We start from the raw sequence: 18,434 nt of genomic DNA, 5'->3' as shown, positions 1-18,434 counted from the left end.
CAGGTATGACCATGTCAGATAATCTTCTTCAAACATTTCTGGACCGTTTTCCGGCCGACAAATCCCGCACGTTTCTGATTGAACGCGACGGCACCGAACGCAGTTTTTCGTGGCTGCTTGATCGCACTGGTCGTTATGCGTCGGTGCTGACATCCCATGGTGTGGTCAAGGGTGACCGCGTTGCCGCCCAGGTTGACAAATCATCCGATGTGATCGCGCTCTATCTGGCTTGCCTGCAACTTGGCGCCATTCACTTGCCGCTCAACACTGCCTATACCGGTGATGAAATCGCCTATTTCCTGGGTGATGCCGCTCCGCGTGTCTTCGTCTGCCGTCCGGGCCATATTGATGCGGCCAAGGAACTGGGTGACAAGAATGACGTCGCGGCTGTCCTGTCGCTTGGTTCAAACGCCGATGGCAGCCTCAATGACGAGGCCGCAAACGCCACCGCCATGACCGACATCGTCGCCGCCGACAAGGATGACGTTGCCGCCATCCTGTACACATCGGGCACCACCGGCCGGTCTAAGGGCGCGATGCTGACCCATAATAATCTGGGTTCGAACGCCAAAACCCTGCATCAGGCATGGGGCTTCAAGCCGGGTGATACTTTGCTGCATGCCCTGCCGCTGTTTCATACCCACGGGCTGTTTGTTGCGATCAACATCATGCTGATGAATGGCGGCAAGGTGATCCTGCTTCCGAAATTCGATGCCGATGACGTGATCGAACGCCTGCCGCAATCAACCGTCTTGATGGGCGTTCCGACCTTCTATACCCGCCTGCTCGCACATCCGAAATTCACCAAGGATGTTACCGCCAACATGCGTCTGTTCGTCTCGGGCTCGGCGCCGCTTCTGGCTGAAACCCATGACGCATTCTTTGAACGCACCGGTCACAAGATCCTTGAACGCTATGGCATGACCGAAACCTGCATGAACACGTCCAACCCGTTGGATGGCGAACGCCGTCCGGGTGCGGTTGGTCCGACCCTTCCGGGGATCGAGGCCCGCGTTTGTGACAAGGATGGCAATGTTCTGGGGGCTGGTGAAATCGGCGTGCTTGAAGTCCGTGGTCCGAACGTCTTCAAGGGTTACTGGCAGATGCCGGAAAAAACCGCGTCAGAGTTCCGCTCCGACGGCTTCTTTATCACCGGCGATCTCGCCACCATCGGCGAAGACGGCTATGTCACCATCGTTGGCCGCGACAAGGACCTGATCATTTCCGGTGGCTTTAACGTCTATCCCAAGGAAGTCGAAGAAGTCATCGCCGAATATGACGAGGTCGATGAAGTCGCGATCTTTGGCCTGCCCCATCCCGACTTCGGCGAAGCCGTTGCCGGTGTGATTGTCGCTGCCAATGGCGATAAGGCCGACCCCGAAGCCATCATCAAACGCACCCAGGACAAGCTGGCCAAATTCAAGGTGCCCAAGCGCATCTGGGTGATCAAGGAACTGCCGCGCAACACCATGGGCAAAATCCAGAAGGCCCAGCTGCGCAAACAATACGAAGACACCTTTACCTCCCCTGCAGCATAAGCGTTGCAGTCTTATACTCCCGCTGCCCGGAGCCTTTCCTGCTAACAGAAAGCTCTTTCCCGCAGCACCCATCGGGTCTCTGACCCTACCTCCCCGGCCGGATTTATCTGGCCGGTTTTTTTTGTCTGCCCCCAAAACCCGAACGTCACAAATTCCGCCGTTATGCAATTTTTAGGGAATAACGCCAAACAATGCTAAATTAGACAACGACCAACAACCAATCTGAAGGCCTTTCGTAGGGACCAGCACGAAAGTAACTGGGATTGATGACCAAGCTTGATGACGCAATAGACCGGGTTTCGCGCAACATCGCACAAACCGGCGCCCTGACGACCGAGGCCTCGCGGCGCTACGAACAGATGTTTGCCGATTTCCGCACCGAACTGGACCGCGCCCTTGATGCGGCCGATACGCTTGCCGATGCCGCCGGGGCCACCATGGCGATACTTGAACAGGCCGCCACCCTTTTGCGCCAAAGCTTCCCCAACCCTTACCCGCGCGCCTGTCGCGATCAATGCAGCGCCTGCTGCCACCTGTTTGTCAGTGTCCCGCCCGGTGTGACCGACCTGATCGCTGCCCACATCTCGGCAACTTTCACCACGCCACAGATCGACGCCCTGAAAGATCGCCTGCGCAGTGCCGCAACCGATATCGAACAATATACAACAACCGCGGACGTCCGGGTGCGTTGCCCGTTGCTTGATGAACAGGATCGCTGCAGCATTTACGCCATCCGCCCGCTGACCTGTCGCGCCTTTACCTCGGCCAATGCCGGCCTGTGTCATGCCATGGTGTTTGGCGACAGTGCGCAACAATCCAGCCGCATTGATCAGGATCCCGGCCATTACCGCCTGCATATCGCAGCAACCGAGGCGCTGCAAAATCTCGCAACCCGTCGCGGCCTTAACGGGCGTCAGGAAGGCTTCGTTCACGCCCTGCTCGATCGGCTTGAAAACGGGTCAGTATCCGCCTGATACAAACGCCTTGCAATTTCGCGCAAACAGGACCATTTCCCCAGAGTTCCTCAAGGGCTGCGCATCCGCCCGGCCTTGCCATCACAATCAAATGGGGCAGACATGGATAACCCGTCCGCAAAATCACCACGCGTGGCCTTTGTCACCGGTGGCGCCCAGGGCTTGGGCCTTGGCATCTCAAAGCATCTTCTGGGCCTTGGCTGGAAGGTCGCGATGTTTGATCTTGATGCCGATGCGGGCGAGGACGCGCTTGATAGCCTGAAGGATGCTGAACGCGACCGCACATTGTTCCTGCAGGGCGATGTCGCCCATGAGCCCGACATCAAACTTTGCATCCAGCAATGTGTTGACCGGTTTGGCCGCATCGATGGCCTGATCAACAATGCCGGGATCGCCAATCCCCATGTCCCCAACATCGAAGACCTTGAATGGGATCAATGGCAACGCGTGATCAATGTCAATCTGGGTGGTGCGTTTCTGGCAACCAAACACGCGACACAGCATCTGCGCGATACCAAGGGCGCGATTGTCAATATCGCCTCCACCCGCGCCTTCCAGTCAGAGGCCAACACTGAACCCTATGCCGCGTCCAAGGGCGGCATTGTTGCCCTGACTCATGCGCTGGCGGTCAGCCTTGCGGGTGACATTCGCGTCAACGCCATCGCACCGGGTTGGATCGAAGTTGGCGACTGGCAGAAAAACGCCAACAAAACCGAACCCGATCACAGCGAAGCCGACAAGGCCCAACACCCGGTTGGCCGTGTTGGTAAACCCGAAGACATCGCACAGGCTGTCTCCTTCCTCTTGGATGGCGATAAATCCGGCTTCATGACCGGCGAAACCATCCGCATTGATGGCGGCATGACGCACAAGATGATTTACGTCGACTGACACACGCCAAGAACGAAAAAGGCCGGTCTGTCATTTCCGACAACCGGCCTTTTTTAACTCGAAATTCTTTGACCTGATCAGGCGCGTGCCTTGCTTTCGCTCATGCCAAGCGCACCAAGCGCGGTCTTGACGATGGCCTTGGCATCAAGCCCGGCCTTCTCGTACTGGATTTCCGGCTTGTCATGATCAATCAGCGCATCTGGCAGTGCCATGGTGCGAATCTTAAGCCCGTTATCAAGCAATCCCTGACCTGCCATATGCTGCAGCACCATCGCGCCAAAGCCGTTGATCGATCCTTCTTCGATGGTGATCAGGACTTCATGGTTGCGTGCAAGGTCCGCAATCAGTTGATGGTCGAGCGGTTTGGCAAAGCGCGCATCGGCAACCGTCGCCGGAAGACCACGCGCAGCCAAATCCTCAGCCGCAATAAGCGCCTCGGCCAGTCGCGTACCATAAGACAGGATGGCAATCTTGCCCCCCTCGCGCAGGATACGGCCCTTGCCGATTTCAAGGACTTTCCCCTCGGCCGGCATTTCAACGCCAACACCCTCACCGCGCGGATAGCGGAACGCACTTGGTCGATCATCAATCGCCCAGGCGGTCGTGGTCATATGGACAAGCTCGGCTTCATCGGCGGCCGCCATCAGAACGAAGTTCGGCAAACAGCCAAGATAGGCAATGTCATAGGCCCCGGCATGGGTCGCGCCGTCCGCGCCGACCAGTCCGGCACGGTCCATCGCGAAACGCACCGGCAGGTTCTGGATCGCGACATCATGGACAACCTGATCATAACCGCGCTGCAGGAAGGTCGAATACAGCGTGCAAAACGGCTTGTACCCTTCGCACGCCATCCCGGCGGCAAAGGTCACCGCATGCTGTTCGGCAATCCCGACGTCAAAGGCACGATCGGGGAAATGATCGGCAAAGATATTCACACCCGTGCCCGATGGCATTGCGGCCGTGATCGCGGTAACTTTCTCGTCCTTCTCGGCAAGCTTGACCAGCGTTTCGCCATACACCTTGGTGTAGCTCGGCGCATTCGGGGTCGGCTTGGCCTGCTTGCCGGTGACAACGTCAAACTTGGCAACGCCATGATATTTATCAGCCGCATTTTCCGCCGGGCCATAGCCCTTGCCCTTTTGCGTAACGGCATGGATCAGGATCGGGCCATCAACATCGGCATCGCGGACGTTTTTCAAAACCGGCAACAGATGATCCATGTTGTGACCATCAATCGGCCCGACATAGAAAAAGCCCATTTCTTCAAACAGGGTGCCGCCCGTAACCATGCCACGGGTATATTCTTCAAGCTTGCGCGCGGCCTCTTCGATCTGGCGCGGCAGATGTTTGGTCAGGCCCTTGGCCGCATTGCGCAGCCCCTGATATCCCTTGCCCGAAATCAGGCGCGACAAATAGCCCGACATCGATCCCACCGGCGGGGCAATCGACATGTCGTTATCGTTCAGGATGACGATCAAACGCTGATCGGTGGCGGCGGCATTGTTCATCGCCTCATAGGCCATGCCCGCACTCATCGATCCGTCGCCGATCACGGCAATCACGTTCTTGCGCTTGTCATCCGATAGCTGGTTGGCCACCGCCATACCGAGGCCTGCCGAGATCGAGGTAGAGCTATGCCCCGCCCCGAACGGATCATATTCGGATTCGGATCGTTTGGTGAAACCTGACAAACCACCACCCTGACGAATGGTGCGGATACGATCACGCCGCCCGGTCAGGATTTTATGCGGATAGCACTGATGACCGACATCCCAGATCAAACGGTCATAGGGCGTATCAAACAGGTAATGGATCGCAACCGTCAGCTCGACCACACCAAGCCCAGCGCCCAGATGCCCGCCGGTCACCGATACCGCATCAATCACCTCGGCGCGCAATTCGTCGGCAACCTGCTTCATCTGGGCAGGCTGCAACTTGCGCAGCTCTTCGGGGGTGTTGATGGTATCCAGCAGCGGGGTCTTGGAGGTCGTGCTCATTCCGATCTCGATTTCAATTTTTTATATGGCGTTGGTTCGGGTCAGGACCCAGCAACAGGGTGACTGTTATAGCGCCATGTTGCAAGCTGCGTAAAATAGCGAGGTTCGACCGAATTAGCGACCCTGAATTTCACCGGTTTTTACCTTATCGAGGAAACGGTGGATCACTTGCTCGACCGTGCGGTGAATGGTGTCGCGATCCTGACCAAAATCGCGGCATAAATAGCCAAAATTCTCTGCAATATATGGGGTGCATTTCGGCAAGAATGAATAGTGCCCGGCCCCCTTGACCTTCACAAACTTTGCCCGCCCGCGCAACAGCTTGCGGAAGTGTGCGGCGTTAACATGGTCATGCAGGATTTCGTCCTTATCGGCTTCGACAAACAGCATCGGGATATCAATATCGCCAAGTCCCGCATCGGTCGCTGCCACGCCAAAGGCTGGCGCAATCGCGATGATGGCCGCAATCCGGTCATCGCGCTCGGACACCACCGGCCCGCCATACACATTGTTCAACCGGTCAAGGTGATCATCGCTTGGCGCGTGCTGGCAAATCACGTGGTCATTATCGGCATTGATTTCGCAGTAATCCTGCCAGGCCTTGGCATCGAAATCCCAACCCGCCAGCTTAAGGACCGTCGCCCCGCCCGCCGAATGGCCAAGGGCATAGATTTTATCCTGATCAATCTGCGGCCCGATCTCGTCATGCGCCAACAACAAATCAAGCGCCAGACGCATTTCCTGCGGGCGGCGCTCGATAATCGCCAATTGCCGCGCTTCGGACGCATCGAGGTAATTATCGCCATGATGCTGCGGGGCGGCGACGATATAGCCCCGCCGCGCCAGGTATTCCGCCAACCAGAACTGATTGAACCGATGCCCTTCCGACCCATGCGAAAACAGCACGATGGGAAACGGGCCATCATCGGCAAAGGCGGCCCCGCGCGCAGCACTGGAAACCACGCCCATATGGCGCACGGAACTTTCAGGTGCCGTCGCCGGATACCAGATCGCTAACGGAAACGGATCCTTGTCAAACAGCCGGTCACGAAAACCGGCTGTATATGGCGCATGATCGGTCATGGTGATGATCTAGGACCACAGCCGCTAACGGCCGCGTTCAACTACAAAACGTGCCACCGCACGCAGCGGTTCGGCCTCGTCGTCAAAGCAGTTCAGATGATTGATCGCCTGATCACACAGCATTCTGGCCTGTTCGCGGGCCTGATCAAGACCGAGCAATTTGACGAAGGTCGATTTTTCCTGATCGACATCCTTACCAGCCGTCTTGCCCAGTTCTTCCGAACTTGCCTCGACATCAAGGATGTCATCCTTGATCTGGAAGGCCAGCCCCATGTCATGCGCATAGGACCGAAGCGCCAAACGAATGCTTTTCGGTGCCTTGCCAAGGATCGCCCCGGCTTCGCAGGCAAAGGCAAACATCCGTCCGGTTTTAAGCAAATGCAGATGGGTTACCTGCGCCTGATCAAAACTCTGTCCTTCGCCCGCCAGATCAATCATTTGCCCACCAACCATGCCATGTGGTCCCGCCGCACGGGCAAGGGCACGGACAAGATCGGTGCAAACGCGCGGATCAGGATGAGTATCTTCATCGGCCAGCACTTCAAACGCCTGGGTCAGCAATGCATCACCGGCCAAAATCGCTGTCGCCTCGTCAAACTGCTTGTGGCAGCTGGGCTTGCCGCGACGCAGATCGTCGTCATCCATCGCCGGCAGATCATCATGGATCAGCGAATAGCTGTGCACCATCTCGACCGCGGCGGCCACGCGAAGGGCCGAGCGACGCGATACCTTGAATAACCCGGCAGAGCTCAGCACCAGAAACGGGCGTAAGCGTTTGCCATCGCCCAGCGTCGAATAGCGCATCGCCTGATACAGGCGTTGCTCGATCTGGCCATTGGCGCGGGGCAGGATCCCGTCAAGCGTCTCGCCCAGATCAGCAGACGCCGCACTCAGTTCGGCAATCATGTCGTAACTCACGACGGTCTCCGAAAGTTAAGGGGCAATCGCCCTATTCAATTTCAGTTGGGGTTGCCGACGGGCGGCCATCCGCATTCAGGGTGATTTTTTCGATGCGCTCTTCAGCCGCGCGCAGTTTGTCCGCGCAATGGCGTTTCAGCGCCGCACCGCGTTCATAGGACGCAATGGCGTCATCAAGCCCGACCTGACCCTGTTCAAGCTGACGCACAAGGGTTTCAAGCTGCCCAAGCGCCTCTTCGAAACTCAGTTTCGCGATATCTTCAGGAAGTGCGGGAGATGCAGTAGCCTCGGACATGTAAGCTCCATTTCTTAGATCGGCGCGGAGTTTACGCGCAAGTCACGATCAGGGCAACCGAACAGAACGCAATTTCGTCTGACTGAAACGCTTTTGTCGGGCAACAGCCGGGTGATCTTTGGCTGATCTTGGACTGCCCTTAATGGGCCCCCATCAATGTCCGCACATGTTGCACGGCACTGGTCGCAAGCGACGGCAAATCATACCCTCCCTCAAGCAGCGATACCACACGTCCACCACACTGTTCCTCGGCAAGATCCATCAACTGCTTGGTCATCCAGACAAAATCATCCGCCACATAGCAAAGCCCTGCCAGCGGATCATTCTTGTGCCCGTCAAAGCCCGCCGAAATGATCAGAAGTTCCGGCTTGAACGCGGCAATACCGGGCAAGACCGTCGAATTGAACGCTTCCTGTACTTCGGCGGTGCCCGATCCGGCTACCATGCCGACATTGAGGATATTATTGGCACATCCGCGTTCGCTTTCGGCCCCGGTGCCGGGGTAAAGCGGCCATTGATGGGTCGAGCAATAAAACAGGTCCGCATCATTATAAAACAGGTCCTGCGTGCCATTGCCGTGATGGACATCGAAATCCATCACCGCCACCCGCTTGATGCCGAATTTGTTGCGTGCATGGTGGGCGGCAATGGCCGCATTGTTAAACAGGCAAAATCCCATCGCCCTGTCATATTCGGCGTGATGTCCCGGCGGCCGGGTGGCGACAAAGGCATTCCTTTCATGCCCCTCCATGACCGCATCAACCGCGACACAGGCCCCACCAACCGATCGCAATGCCGCCCTGCCCGACCCCGGCGAAACATACGTATCGCCATCAAGCGGCTCGATGCCGTGGTCGGGGATGCTTGCCATCACCTTGTCGACATAGGCTGGATCATGCACTTTCTTGATCAGGTCGATATCGCCCAGCGGCGCTTCTTCGCGGTGAAGGAACATGAATTCCTCGGCCTCGAAAACGCGCTGGATCACGCGCAGACGATCGGCACATTCCGGGTGTCCCGGGCCGGTATCATGTTCAATACAATCGTGATGGGTCACGAACAAAGTCGCCATTTTTCTGGGTCGCCTTCCTGAATGGTCCGATATGGTGCGGCGCCGGGACCAAGCCCGGGTCACAGGATCGCGTTGACCGCGTCCGTTGTTTTTATCCTGCTTTGCTTGTTCTAGCGCAAAACCGGATGCTTCTCTTTGTTCTAAATCAGCACATCACCGAACGACAAGGCAAGCTCTTTGGCCTTCGATCTTCGCATCATTTGGCGCGTGTCACGTCTGCTACTAATACTTTCACAGTTTTGCCGTTTTCTCGGGTTTGTATATGCTGGTATCGATTATGTTTCAAACCGAGCAAACGGGAACATAATCAAATAAAAACAGGTCCTGTCGGAATCGGTGCAAAGGTTTCATTCGCCCGCACACCGCCCAGGGGATCAAATTCGCGATCGCCAGAGAAAAATCTGGCGCATGGAAGGAAGTTCGACAGGCCGGATTCCGGCACAAACACCATCAGCAGCAGGACAGACCCGAGTAAACACTCTCTTGACAGATTTGTAATATACTTGAGAATAAGTTTACCGATGAATTCCTGTAATTTGTTGGTGGCAGAAGTCACTATCCTTTAGGTATTATTACCGCAGTGACTTCGCGCCAGTCGGATCAGAAGCCACCCGATGGCTCCGTCTGGTGATTTGTCGAATTTTCATTGGGACAATGGCCGCTTGCGGTCAGGCTCATAAGGAAGCCAAATGGAACTTAACAACTTAGAAGAAAAGGCCGAACAGGCTAGCACCCTGTTAAAGGCCATGAGCAATCAGAGCAGACTGCTTATCCTTTGCCAACTCAACGAAGGCGAAAAGTCGGTTGGCGAACTCGAACGCATTGTCGGGCTAAGCCAGTCCGCCCTCTCGCAGCATCTTGCACGCCTGCGTCGTGACAAGCTCGTCCAGACTCGTCGCGAAGCACAGACCATCTACTATTCGCTGAATGGTAACGATGCTCTGCGCGTGATCGAGACCCTCTACGGGCTTTATTGCAACGCCTCACGCAATTCTGCTGCTGCGTAAAACACCCGGGCACTCCCCACTAAAAAAGCCTGCCTTTTTTGGGCAGGCTTTTTTACGTCCGAAACAGGCGATCTGTCTTACTTCGCGCCGCATTCCGGCAGCGGCAGCTTGGTGACCTTGTCAAGGGTGCCGAGAACTTCAAACTCGCCATAATCAAAGCGCATACCATGCGCGACACCGTTATCGCCAAAATCAACCGCCATCTCGGTTGACGGGCCGTTTTCCGCAGCCCCGATCGGATAAAATGCCAGGTTCATGCGATGGAACGCACCGCGCGCAATCGCGTCGGGATCGTTGGCGGCGTTATCGGCATCCTTGCTGCCTGAAATCACCACAGCAACCCGGTTGGTCGGGGTATCGCCGCTGCCATCAAACACCAGATCATTGGCAAACCGCACCCCGTCTTTCGCACGTTTCAGCAACACCAGCGAATGCTGGGTCGGGAACATGGCATCGGCCGGAAGTTCTTCCTCGACCTCGACCGGGATTTCGTAACTGACCTTGACCATATCGTCCTTGCGCACCGCCTTGCCGACGATCTCGTCGACCTTGGTGCCGTCAAGATAATCACGCATGCGGAAACGATATTCCGTCCCGTCGAAATCTTCCCACTGGGTCATGGAATAGGCTGAATTGATCGGCGTGCCTTCACTGCCCTGAAGGATCATGATCTGCTGCATTTCCGTGACCCAGCCATCGCACATCTTTTCAAAGCGATAGCCAAGCACACCGGATGCATCAACGATTGAACTGCCCTGTTCGGCATGGCTCAGCTTGAAGTGATATTCCGCCACATGCGGCACGATGGCATCTTCGATGCCCGTCACATTGCCAGCCTGCGCGGCACAGCCACCAAGACCCAAACAAAAGATCAGCGTTCCTTTAAGGGAACGCTGACGTTGCTTAATCTCTGAAAAAAATCCAGACAACATCACTCTCCGGTGGCGCCAACTCCGACAATCCAGGGATCTTTAACCCCCTTTTTGGCAGCAAGAAGGCGCAAATCATGTGCGTGTTCTGCCGAAAGCGGCCCGACCGCAACACGAAGATACGGCTTGCCCTTCACCTCGGCATTCAAAAGGCGCGGCTGGTATTCCTTATAAAGGCCCAGCGCCCTATTGGCACGCGCTTCATCTGCAAAGCTTGCCAATACCACATAATCACCGGGCAGCGGCGCGGCAAGGTCATCCCCTGCAAGGGCTTCCCCGTCAAGCGCGGCATCGACCGGTTTGACCACCACATCATCGCCGTCACCCATAACAGCCGGGTCGACCAATGCGGCAGTAACGGTTTCCTGTGGCGCGGCAATTTCGGCTGCCGGTTCGTCACTGACATAGCCCGCAACCGCGGCATCCGCCTCGACCTGCGGGTCGATCGGGCCAAGGTCACTGCGATCAACGGCAACGTCTTCGACTTCGATCTGATCACGTGCAGAGGCAACCTCAACCGCATCATCCGCGGTCTTTTTCGGGGTCAGTGGCGGCAGGTTGGTGGTGACAATCGCGTTGGATTTAAGCGCCGTCGCGCTCGGTCGTGACCAATCTTCGGCCGGGGCATTCACCGCATAGATTTCCGGGCGGGCAACGCGCAGTTCCTGTTTAATCTCAGGTTCGCCCATCACGGCAAGGGCTGCGGCCTCTTCGGCCAGGATGGTTTCGTCGTCCTTGCAGATGGTCTGTTCCAAAAGCGGGCGATGCAACGCGCAATCACGCTCGGCAACGAAAGAAACCGCATGGTCAGTTGTGCTTTTGCCGGTCGACACATAGCTGATCAAATCACCGGCAAGCTTTGCCACCGTCAACTCAATCGGACCACCGCACGCGCCAAGCGCCAAAGGTGCCGCCACCACAAGAATTTTTCTCAACAGGCCATCCCCCGAAGGATCGAATTTTCTTTTCCTCCGCTACAGTGGCCCAATGCCGGTTAATATTAGGTAACGATTGCCAATAGATTTACCCAAAAGAACCAATAGATTTACCCAAAAGAAAACGGCCCGGAAAGCTCCGGGCCGCTTGTATCTTCAGTATTTCGGGCAAGGCCCAAAACACATCAGTCTTTTTTCGCTTTCGGCGGCAACTGCACACGCAGGTGCAGTTCTTTAAGCTGCCTGTCATCGACTTCTGCCGGCGCATTCATCATCAGATCCTGTGCCTGCTGGTTCAGCGGGAAGGCAATGACTTCACGAATGTTCGGCTCATCGGCCAGCAACATGACGATACGGTCAACACCCGGGGCCGAACCACCGTGCGGCGGGGCGCCGAATTTGAACGCGTTGATCATGCCGCCAAAGCGGTCATCGACAACGTCCTTGCCATAACCGGCAATCTCGAACGCCTTGTACATGATGTCCGGGCGATGGTTACGAATGGCACCCGATGACAGCTCGATACCGTTACAAACGATGTCATACTGCCACGCCTTGATATCAAGCGGGTTCATGTTTTCAAGTGCGTCCAGACCGCCTTGCGGCATCGAGAACGGGTTGTGGCTGAATTCGATCTTGCCGTCGTCGTCTTCCTCATACATCGGGAAGTCAACGATCCAGCAGAACTTGAACATGCCCTCTTCGCGCAGTTCCAGCTCGTCACAAACCTTGTCACGGACCTTACCGGCGAACTTGGCAGCGGCCAGCTCCTCGTCACAGGCAAAGAACACCGCATCGCCATTGGCAACGCCGGTGATTTCCTTGATCTGTGCAATACGATCAGCATCAAGGTTCTTGGCAATCGGGCCTTTTGCTTCGCCGTCTTCGCCGTAAACGATGTAACCAAGACCAGCCGCACCTTCATCACGTGCCCAGTTATTGAGCTTGTCAAAGAAGCTGCGCGGGCGCGATGCGGCACCGGTTGCCGGGATCGCACGAACAACCGAACCTTTTTCGATGTTCGAGGCAAAGATGCCAAAGCTCGATCCGCGGAACGGCTCGGTGACATCCGAAATGATCAGCGGGTTACGCAGGTCCGGCTTGTCGGATCCGTATTTCGCCATCGATTCATCAAACGGAATGCGCGGGAACGGATACGGGGTCACATCACGACCACCGCCGAACTCGACGAAGATGTCATGCAGAACCGGCTCGATTGCGGCAAACACGTCATCCTGGGTGGCAAAGGCCATCTCGAAGTCGAGCTGGTAAAACTCACCCGGCGAACGGTCGGCACGTGCGTCTTCATCGCGGAAGCACGGTGCAATCTGGAAATATTTGTCAAAGCCCGAAACCATCAGCAGCTGTTTGAACTGCTGCGGCGCCTGCGGCAGGGCATAAAACTTGCCCGGATGCATACGCGACGGCACCAGGAAGTCGCGTGCGCCTTCCGGCGAGCTCGCGGTCAGGATCGGCGTCTGGATTTCAAGGAAGCCCTGTGCGGTCATTTTCTGACGCATGGCCGAAATCACCTGCGACCGCAGAACGATGTTCTTGTGCACGCTCTCGCGACGCAGATCGAGATAACGGTGACGCAGGCGAACCTCTTCACCGTATTCGACATCGCCAAACACCGGCATCGGCAGAACTTCGGCCGAAGACTGAACTTCGATGTTCGATGCATAAACTTCGATCTCGCCGGTCGGCAAGTTGGGGTTGATGGTCTCGGCCGTACGTTTGACAACCTTGCCATCGACCGTGATCACGCTTTCAGCGCGCGCTTTATCAAGCGTCTCGAACAGCGGGCTCGAAATATCGATCACGACCTGGGTGATGCCGTAATGGTCGCGCAGGTCAACGAACAGAAGGTTGCCGTGGTCACGTTTACGGTGAATCCAGCCAGACAGGCGAACTTCCGCATCGGCGTCAGTCGCGCGCAGCGCATTACAGTTATGAGAGCGAAAAGGATGCATTGTCATTCCAGGTTGCTTTGTATTTTGGGCCGCAAATTTGGCCGCAAAGGTGCATGCCAGACCCGCGCTGTCAAACAAAAAACGCACCACAACATGCCCGCCAACCAGTGATCCATGGCGCTTATGTGTGATGTTCCCCTGCCCAACCGGCGCGGTATATAGGGTCTGCTCCCCATTTCAAGCATTCAATGGGGGTCAGACCCTAACAAATTTCAGCGGTATAAAACGCGCAGACAGGCCCTTCGTCAAGTGCCAGTAATGCACACCAGCTAACGCAGATCAGCTAACACACATCAGTCAACGCAGATCAGCAAATCATTCCGCGCTGATCTTGATCGCCTGAAGATCCTTGACCTTGATAAAGTCGATCAGCCGTCCGCTGCCCGGTGTGATTTCGCCCCAGTGATCAACATCGAATTCGAAATGCGCAAGCCCGCAGGTCGGATATTTGCGCGCCATGATCTCGCGGGCCTCAATATTGCCACCGCCATAAAGCGACTGGGCAAAAATCTCGATCCCGGGATTATGGCCGATGAACATCACATGCTTGGCGTCTTCATGCGTGTGATGCAGGTTTTCAAGCAACACCCGCTCGCTGGCCATATACAGATCTTCGTTATAGATCACATCGGCATCAATTGCGAAATCCCGCCCCAAAAGGCCAAGGGTCTGCACCGCGCGCGCTGCCGTCGAACACCAGATCAGGTCCGGCACCAGTTCATGCTGACGCAGATAGCGGCCCATAAAGGGTGCTGCCTTTTCACCACGACGGTTCAGTTCGCGGTCATGGTCGGCCCGACCCGGATCCGCCCAGCTTGATTTGGCATGCCGAAGCAACAACAGCGTTTTCATGTCTTCGTGTCTTAAGCAGTCGCGAACGATGATCAAACGGTGTTCTTCCATGCCATATCACACGCCGTGACGCCATTATAAAAACTGACACATAAATTTAAGAAAATTGCACCCACCCAAGCAGTTATCCTATACTCCATTTGCAACCGGGAACTGTCGCATAAGTTCAAGGACGTTCCCTCAATCCGCAGGAGGCATAGCGTGACACACGCCGCTGCAGTTCAGTCAAGCGCGATCACCATTGATTCGGAAAGCCGCTTCATTAACCGCGAATTATCGTGGCTGGCATTCAACAATCGCGTTCTTGAAGAGGCCCAGAATACCGGCCACCCGCTGCTTGAAAGACTGCGTTTCCTGTCTATTTCGGCCAGCAACCTTGATGAATTCTATATGGTCCGCGTCGCCGGCCTCGTCGGGCAGGTCCGCGCTGGCATGACCAAGGTCAGTCAGGATGGCATGAGCCCGTCCGAACAGCTGCGCGCCATTACCTTTGATGCCAACCAGTTGATGCAGGACCAGCAACGCGTCTGGCGCCAGCTAAGCAGCGAGATGGAAAAACAGGGCATCTCGGTCATCGATCAGGGCGACCTGACCCAGACCGACCGCAAATGGCTTGATGGCTATTTCACGCGCGAAATCTTCCCGACGCTGACCCCGCTTGCCATTGATCCGTCGCACCCCTTCCCGTTCATCCCGAACCTTGGCTTTGCCATCGTCATGCAGCTGTTTGATCCGGCAGACGGGCACAATATGCGCGGGCTTATTCCGGTACCGCAAAAGATCGGCCGTTTCCTGCGCCTGCCGGGCCGCAATGAACGTTATCTTCCGGTCGAACAGGCGATCTTGCTCTATCTTGGCAAGCTGTTCCCGGGATTTGATATGATCGAACACGGTTTCTTCCGCGTCATCCGGGACTCGGACGTTGAAATCGAAGAAGAAGCCGAAGATCTGGTGCGCGTTTTTAAAACCGCACTGAAACGTCGCCGTCGCGGCAGCATCATACGTCTTAAGGTCAACGCGGCGATGCCCGAAGACCTGCTTGATTTCGTCATTGATGAACTTGATGTCGCACTGGAAGAAGTCGTCAAGGTTGATGGCCTGCTCGGCGTTGTTGATGTCAAACAGCTGATCGATTCCGATCTGCATCATGACTTGCTGTTTTCGCCCTATGCCGCACGTTATCCGGAACGGGTGCGTGACTTTGGCGGCGACTGCTTTGCCGCGATCAGCAAAAAGGATCTGGTCGTTCATCACCCGTTCGAAGATTTCGACGTGGTGGTTCAGTTCCTGCTCCAGGCTGCCCGTGACCCGGATGTGGTCACCATCAAACAGACGCTGTATCGCACCTCGGAAAACAGCCCGATCGTCAAGGCGCTGATCGCCGCGGCCGAGGCTGGCAAATCCGTCACCGCCATGGTCGAGCTCAAGGCCCGCTTTGACGAAGAAGCCAACCTGCGCTGGGCGGCTGACCTTGAACGTGCGGGCTGTCAGGTGGTCTATGGCTTCCTGGATTGGAAAACGCACGCCAAGGTATCGCTGGTGGTCCGCCGTGAAACCCACGGCCTTAAGACCTATACCCACTTCGGGACCGGTAACTATCATCCGATCACCGCCAAGTTCTATACCGACATCTCGTTCTTCTCGTGTGATCCGGCACTCGGGCGTGATGCGGCCAGCATCTTTAACTTCATGACCGGTTATGCCACCCCGCGCTCGCTTGAAAAAATCGCGATTGCACCGCATACCCTGCGTCCGACGCTTCTGACCCACATCGATCAGGAGATCGAGAACTGCAAGGCCGGCAAGCCATCTGGCATCTGGGCCAAGATGAACAGTCTGGTCGACCCGGTGGTGATTGATGCGCTTTATCGCGCAAGTCAGGTTGGCGTTCATATCGAATTGATCGTGCGGGGTATTTGCTGCCTGCGTCCTGGGGTTCCGGGCCTGTCGGAAAACATTCGCGTCAAATCGATTGTCGGCCGGTTCCTTGAACATTCGCGCATTGTGGTTTTTGCCAACGGCGCAAAGCTTCCGTCGCGCAAGGCCAAGGCGTTTATCTCATCTGCCGACTGGATGCCGCGTAACCTGAACCGCCGGGTTGAAACCCTGGTTCCGGTTGAAAATCCGACCTGTCAGCAACAGATTGTTGAACAGATCATGATTGCCAACCTGAAAGACACTGCACAGGCATGGCATCTGCAGCCGGACGGGTCCTATGAACGCTGCGAGGCCGGTGAAAACGCATTCTCGTCGCACCAGTATTTCATGACCAATCCGTCACTTTCGGGCCGCGGAAGTGCGCTGGATCAAGCCGACCCGAATGTTCCCGTGCTACAGCTAGACGACTAAAGACGGCTAAAGACGACCAAAGACGACCAACAGGTGCCAACATCTTATGCTGACTGACCAACGGGCTTCCAACCGCATCGCGATCATTGATGTTGGCTCCAACTCTGTGCGGCTTGTCATTTTTGATGGCATGACCCGCGCACCGATGCCGATCTTCAATGAAAAGGTCATGTGCGGCCTTGGCCGTGACCCGGAAAACACCGGCCGCCTCAACCCCGAGGGGGTGGAGCTTGCCGTGGTCGCCATGCACCGCTTTGCGACGCTGTTGCGTGCGATGAAGGTCACCCATGTCGATGTACTGGCAACCGCTGCTGTGCGGGCTGCCAGCGACGGCAAGGAATTCTGTGATCGCGTGGCATCGGAAACCGGTCTTACGGTCAAGGTGATTGACGGCCTTGAAGAAGCCCGCCTGTCGGCCCTTGGCATCATATCGGGCGACCCGCTGGCATCGGGCATCATGGGCGATATCGGCGGCGGATCACTTGAACTGGTTTTGCTTGATCAGGGTGAGATCAAAAAACGTGTCAGCCTGCCTTTGGGCGCCATGCGCCTGCAAACGGTGTTTGGCTCTGACCGGGCCCGTCTGACGGCTGAAATCAATCAGCACCTTGATACGGTCGATTGGCTGGCAGAGGGCAAAGGCCAACAGCTTTATGCCGTTGGCGGCTCCTGGCGATCAATTGCCAAGCTGTTCATTGCCCAGGAAAACTATCCGATTTCGGTGGTGCATAATCTTGCCATGCCGCAATCGGAAATGGCCGAACTGACCCACATCATTTCCCAACAAAGCCGGGTATCGCTTGAAAAGATCGGCGGTGTCTCCAAACGCCGTATCGACAGCCTGCCGCATGCATCACTTGTCATGAACATGCTGATGACCCGTATGAAGCCAAAGGAAGTTGTCTTTTCCGGCCACGGGCTTCGCGAAGGCTGGATGTATGAAGTCCTGCCCGAAGATCTGCGTCAACGCGATCCGGTGCTTGAAGCCTGCTTCAGCTTTGCCGAAGACGGCGAACGTTTCCATCAGCACGGCGAAGAAGTTGCGCAATGGTGCGCGCCGATCTTTTCCGAACTGCCGGTCAATATCGAACGGCTGCGTTTGGCGGCCTGCATCATCGGTGATATCGGCTGGAACGAACATCCCGATTACCGCGCAGAGCAAAGCTATAACCGTATTCTGCGCCATCCCTATATCGACCTTAATCACCATGACCGCGTGTTCCTCGCATACACCATCGGCTCGCGCTATACCGGCAATTTCAAGGGCGATGAAGCCAGTGACCGCATCCTCAGCGACGAGGACCGCCTGACGGGTCGTCTGTTTGGTCATGTCATTCGCCTGGGCCATACGCTTTCTGGCGGGGTCGAAGGCATCCTGCCGCAAACGCAATTGCTGCTCGAAGAAGGCAAGCTTATCTTGCAATTCGAAAAGCAGGCATCGGCCCTGTATGGCGAAGTCGTTGAGCAGCGCCTCTCGAAACTGGCCAAGCTTATGAACCGCGAAAGTGTTGTCCGCCTCGCCGAATAGCGCCCAAACACGTACAATCAGACCGCGCATTTTATTGACGCCCCACACCAAAACCGGCACGATCATCGATCTCTTTTCTGATCAGGAGTGCCG

At 56.2% G+C, this 18,434-nt stretch carries 16 protein-coding genes; 6 read left to right on the top strand and 10 right to left on the bottom strand.

What is annotated here, in order from left to right:
- Positions 1 to 11 precede the first annotated feature (11 nt).
- The 3 genes from FHI25_RS08145 (at position 12) to FHI25_RS08135 (ending at position 3,403) form a co-directional block, all read left to right on the top strand.
- On the top strand, positions 12 to 1,538 hold the full coding sequence (locus FHI25_RS08145) for a malonyl-CoA synthase (RefSeq protein WP_246879009.1): 1,527 nt from the start codon (positions 12 to 14) through the stop codon (positions 1,536 to 1,538).
- Positions 1,539 to 1,804: 266 nt separating this feature from the next.
- Positions 1,805 to 2,512 carry a YkgJ family cysteine cluster protein gene (locus FHI25_RS08140; RefSeq protein WP_210516680.1) on the top strand — a complete coding sequence of 236 codons (708 nt, stop codon included), beginning with the start codon at positions 1,805 to 1,807 and terminating at the stop codon, positions 2,510 to 2,512.
- A 102-nt stretch (positions 2,513 to 2,614) separates the two neighbouring features.
- Positions 2,615 to 3,403, top strand: coding sequence for an SDR family oxidoreductase (locus FHI25_RS08135; RefSeq protein ID WP_210516678.1), 789 nt, complete (start codon positions 2,615 to 2,617; stop codon positions 3,401 to 3,403).
- 77 nt (positions 3,404 to 3,480) lie between these two features.
- Here FHI25_RS08135 and dxs read toward each other — a convergent pair whose 3' ends face one another.
- From dxs to FHI25_RS08105, 6 genes are all read right to left on the bottom strand, one after another.
- Positions 3,481 to 5,400: a 1-deoxy-D-xylulose-5-phosphate synthase gene (gene dxs, locus FHI25_RS08130; protein WP_210516675.1), complete on the bottom strand. Its 1,920-nt coding sequence runs from the start codon at positions 5,398 to 5,400 to the stop codon at positions 3,481 to 3,483.
- Positions 5,401 to 5,514: 114 nt separating this feature from the next.
- Complete coding sequence (locus FHI25_RS08125; RefSeq protein ID WP_210516673.1) at positions 5,515 to 6,483, bottom strand: alpha/beta fold hydrolase; 969 nt, start codon at positions 6,481 to 6,483, stop codon at positions 5,515 to 5,517.
- A 24-nt stretch (positions 6,484 to 6,507) separates the two neighbouring features.
- The gene (locus FHI25_RS08120) at positions 6,508 to 7,389 is read right to left on the bottom strand and encodes a polyprenyl synthetase family protein (RefSeq protein WP_210518229.1); all 882 of its coding nucleotides are present in this window, start codon (positions 7,387 to 7,389) and stop codon (positions 6,508 to 6,510) included.
- Positions 7,390 to 7,432: 43 nt separating this feature from the next.
- Entirely contained in the window at positions 7,433 to 7,696 is a 264-nt protein-coding gene (locus tag FHI25_RS08115; protein ID WP_008891279.1) for an exodeoxyribonuclease VII small subunit, read from the bottom strand.
- 139 nt (positions 7,697 to 7,835) lie between these two features.
- Positions 7,836 to 8,768, bottom strand: coding sequence for a histone deacetylase family protein (locus FHI25_RS08110; protein WP_210516671.1), 933 nt, complete (start codon positions 8,766 to 8,768; stop codon positions 7,836 to 7,838).
- A gap of 307 nt (positions 8,769 to 9,075) precedes the next feature.
- Positions 9,076 to 9,324 (bottom strand): hypothetical protein, encoded by a 249-nt coding sequence (locus tag FHI25_RS08105; protein WP_210516669.1) that lies wholly within the window; start codon positions 9,322 to 9,324, stop codon positions 9,076 to 9,078.
- A 133-nt stretch (positions 9,325 to 9,457) separates the two neighbouring features.
- On the opposite strand from FHI25_RS08105, the gene FHI25_RS08100 reads away from it, so the two are divergent.
- Complete coding sequence (locus FHI25_RS08100; RefSeq protein WP_008891276.1) at positions 9,458 to 9,775, top strand: metalloregulator ArsR/SmtB family transcription factor; 318 nt, start codon at positions 9,458 to 9,460, stop codon at positions 9,773 to 9,775.
- 77 nt (positions 9,776 to 9,852) lie between these two features.
- Here the strand turns inward: FHI25_RS08100 and FHI25_RS08095 are convergent, their stop codons facing one another.
- From FHI25_RS08095 to FHI25_RS08080, 4 genes are all read right to left on the bottom strand, one after another.
- On the bottom strand, positions 9,853 to 10,707 hold the full coding sequence (locus FHI25_RS08095; RefSeq protein WP_210516667.1) for a DUF1849 family protein: 855 nt from the start codon (positions 10,705 to 10,707) through the stop codon (positions 9,853 to 9,855).
- Positions 10,707 to 11,639 (bottom strand): SPOR domain-containing protein, encoded by a 933-nt coding sequence (locus tag FHI25_RS08090; RefSeq protein WP_246879008.1) that lies wholly within the window; start codon positions 11,637 to 11,639, stop codon positions 10,707 to 10,709. The genes FHI25_RS08095 and FHI25_RS08090 overlap by 1 nt, the downstream gene beginning before the upstream one ends.
- 185 nt (positions 11,640 to 11,824) lie before the next feature.
- Entirely contained in the window at positions 11,825 to 13,612 is a 1,788-nt protein-coding gene (gene aspS, locus FHI25_RS08085; RefSeq protein ID WP_210516665.1) for an aspartate--tRNA ligase, read from the bottom strand.
- 315 nt (positions 13,613 to 13,927) lie between these two features.
- Positions 13,928 to 14,464, bottom strand: a complete 537-nt coding sequence (locus FHI25_RS08080) for a histidine phosphatase family protein (RefSeq protein WP_246879007.1) — start codon at positions 14,462 to 14,464, stop codon at positions 13,928 to 13,930.
- 201 nt (positions 14,465 to 14,665) lie between these two features.
- Here FHI25_RS08080 and FHI25_RS08075 point away from each other — a divergent pair, with 201 nt between their 5' ends.
- Both FHI25_RS08075 and ppx read left to right on the top strand, forming a co-directional pair.
- Positions 14,666 to 16,813: an RNA degradosome polyphosphate kinase gene (locus FHI25_RS08075; protein ID WP_210516661.1), complete on the top strand. Its 2,148-nt coding sequence runs from the start codon at positions 14,666 to 14,668 to the stop codon at positions 16,811 to 16,813.
- 46 nt (positions 16,814 to 16,859) lie between these two features.
- Positions 16,860 to 18,341 carry an exopolyphosphatase gene (ppx, locus tag FHI25_RS08070; RefSeq protein WP_210516659.1) on the top strand — a complete coding sequence of 494 codons (1,482 nt, stop codon included), beginning with the start codon at positions 16,860 to 16,862 and terminating at the stop codon, positions 18,339 to 18,341.
- Positions 18,342 to 18,434: the final 93 nt, after the last annotated feature.

Source organism: Thalassospira sp. ER-Se-21-Dark (genome assembly GCF_017922435.1).
Lineage (GTDB): Bacteria > Pseudomonadota > Alphaproteobacteria > Rhodospirillales > Thalassospiraceae > Thalassospira.
Note: the sequence above shows the minus strand (reverse complement) of the source record. Positions and strands in the feature narration are given on the sequence as shown.

What these genes read in the sequence shown, in the direction of transcription:
- FHI25_RS08145 (WP_246879009.1), top strand. Translation starts at nt 12, where the DNA reads ATGTCAGATAATCTTCTTCAAACATTTCTGGACCGTTTTCCGGCCGAC.
- FHI25_RS08140 (WP_210516680.1), top strand. Translation starts at nt 1,805, where the DNA reads ATGACCAAGCTTGATGACGCAATAGACCGGGTTTCGCGCAACATCGCA.
- FHI25_RS08135 (WP_210516678.1), top strand. Translation starts at nt 2,615, where the DNA reads ATGGATAACCCGTCCGCAAAATCACCACGCGTGGCCTTTGTCACCGGT.
- dxs (WP_210516675.1), bottom strand. Translation starts at nt 5,400, where the DNA reads ATGAGCACGACCTCCAAGACCCCGCTGCTGGATACCATCAACACCCCC.
- FHI25_RS08125 (WP_210516673.1), bottom strand. Translation starts at nt 6,483, where the DNA reads ATGACCGATCATGCGCCATATACAGCCGGTTTTCGTGACCGGCTGTTT.
- FHI25_RS08120 (WP_210518229.1), bottom strand. Translation starts at nt 7,389, where the DNA reads ATGATTGCCGAACTGAGTGCGGCGTCTGCTGATCTGGGCGAGACGCTT.
- FHI25_RS08115 (WP_008891279.1), bottom strand. Translation starts at nt 7,696, where the DNA reads ATGTCCGAGGCTACTGCATCTCCCGCACTTCCTGAAGATATCGCGAAA.
- FHI25_RS08110 (WP_210516671.1), bottom strand. Translation starts at nt 8,768, where the DNA reads ATGGCGACTTTGTTCGTGACCCATCACGATTGTATTGAACATGATACC.
- FHI25_RS08100 (WP_008891276.1), top strand. Translation starts at nt 9,458, where the DNA reads ATGGAACTTAACAACTTAGAAGAAAAGGCCGAACAGGCTAGCACCCTG.
- FHI25_RS08095 (WP_210516667.1), bottom strand. Translation starts at nt 10,707, where the DNA reads ATGTTGTCTGGATTTTTTTCAGAGATTAAGCAACGTCAGCGTTCCCTT.
- aspS (WP_210516665.1), bottom strand. Translation starts at nt 13,612, where the DNA reads ATGCATCCTTTTCGCTCTCATAACTGTAATGCGCTGCGCGCGACTGAC.
- FHI25_RS08080 (WP_246879007.1), bottom strand. Translation starts at nt 14,464, where the DNA reads ATGAAAACGCTGTTGTTGCTTCGGCATGCCAAATCAAGCTGGGCGGAT.
- ppx (WP_210516659.1), top strand. Translation starts at nt 16,860, where the DNA reads ATGCTGACTGACCAACGGGCTTCCAACCGCATCGCGATCATTGATGTT.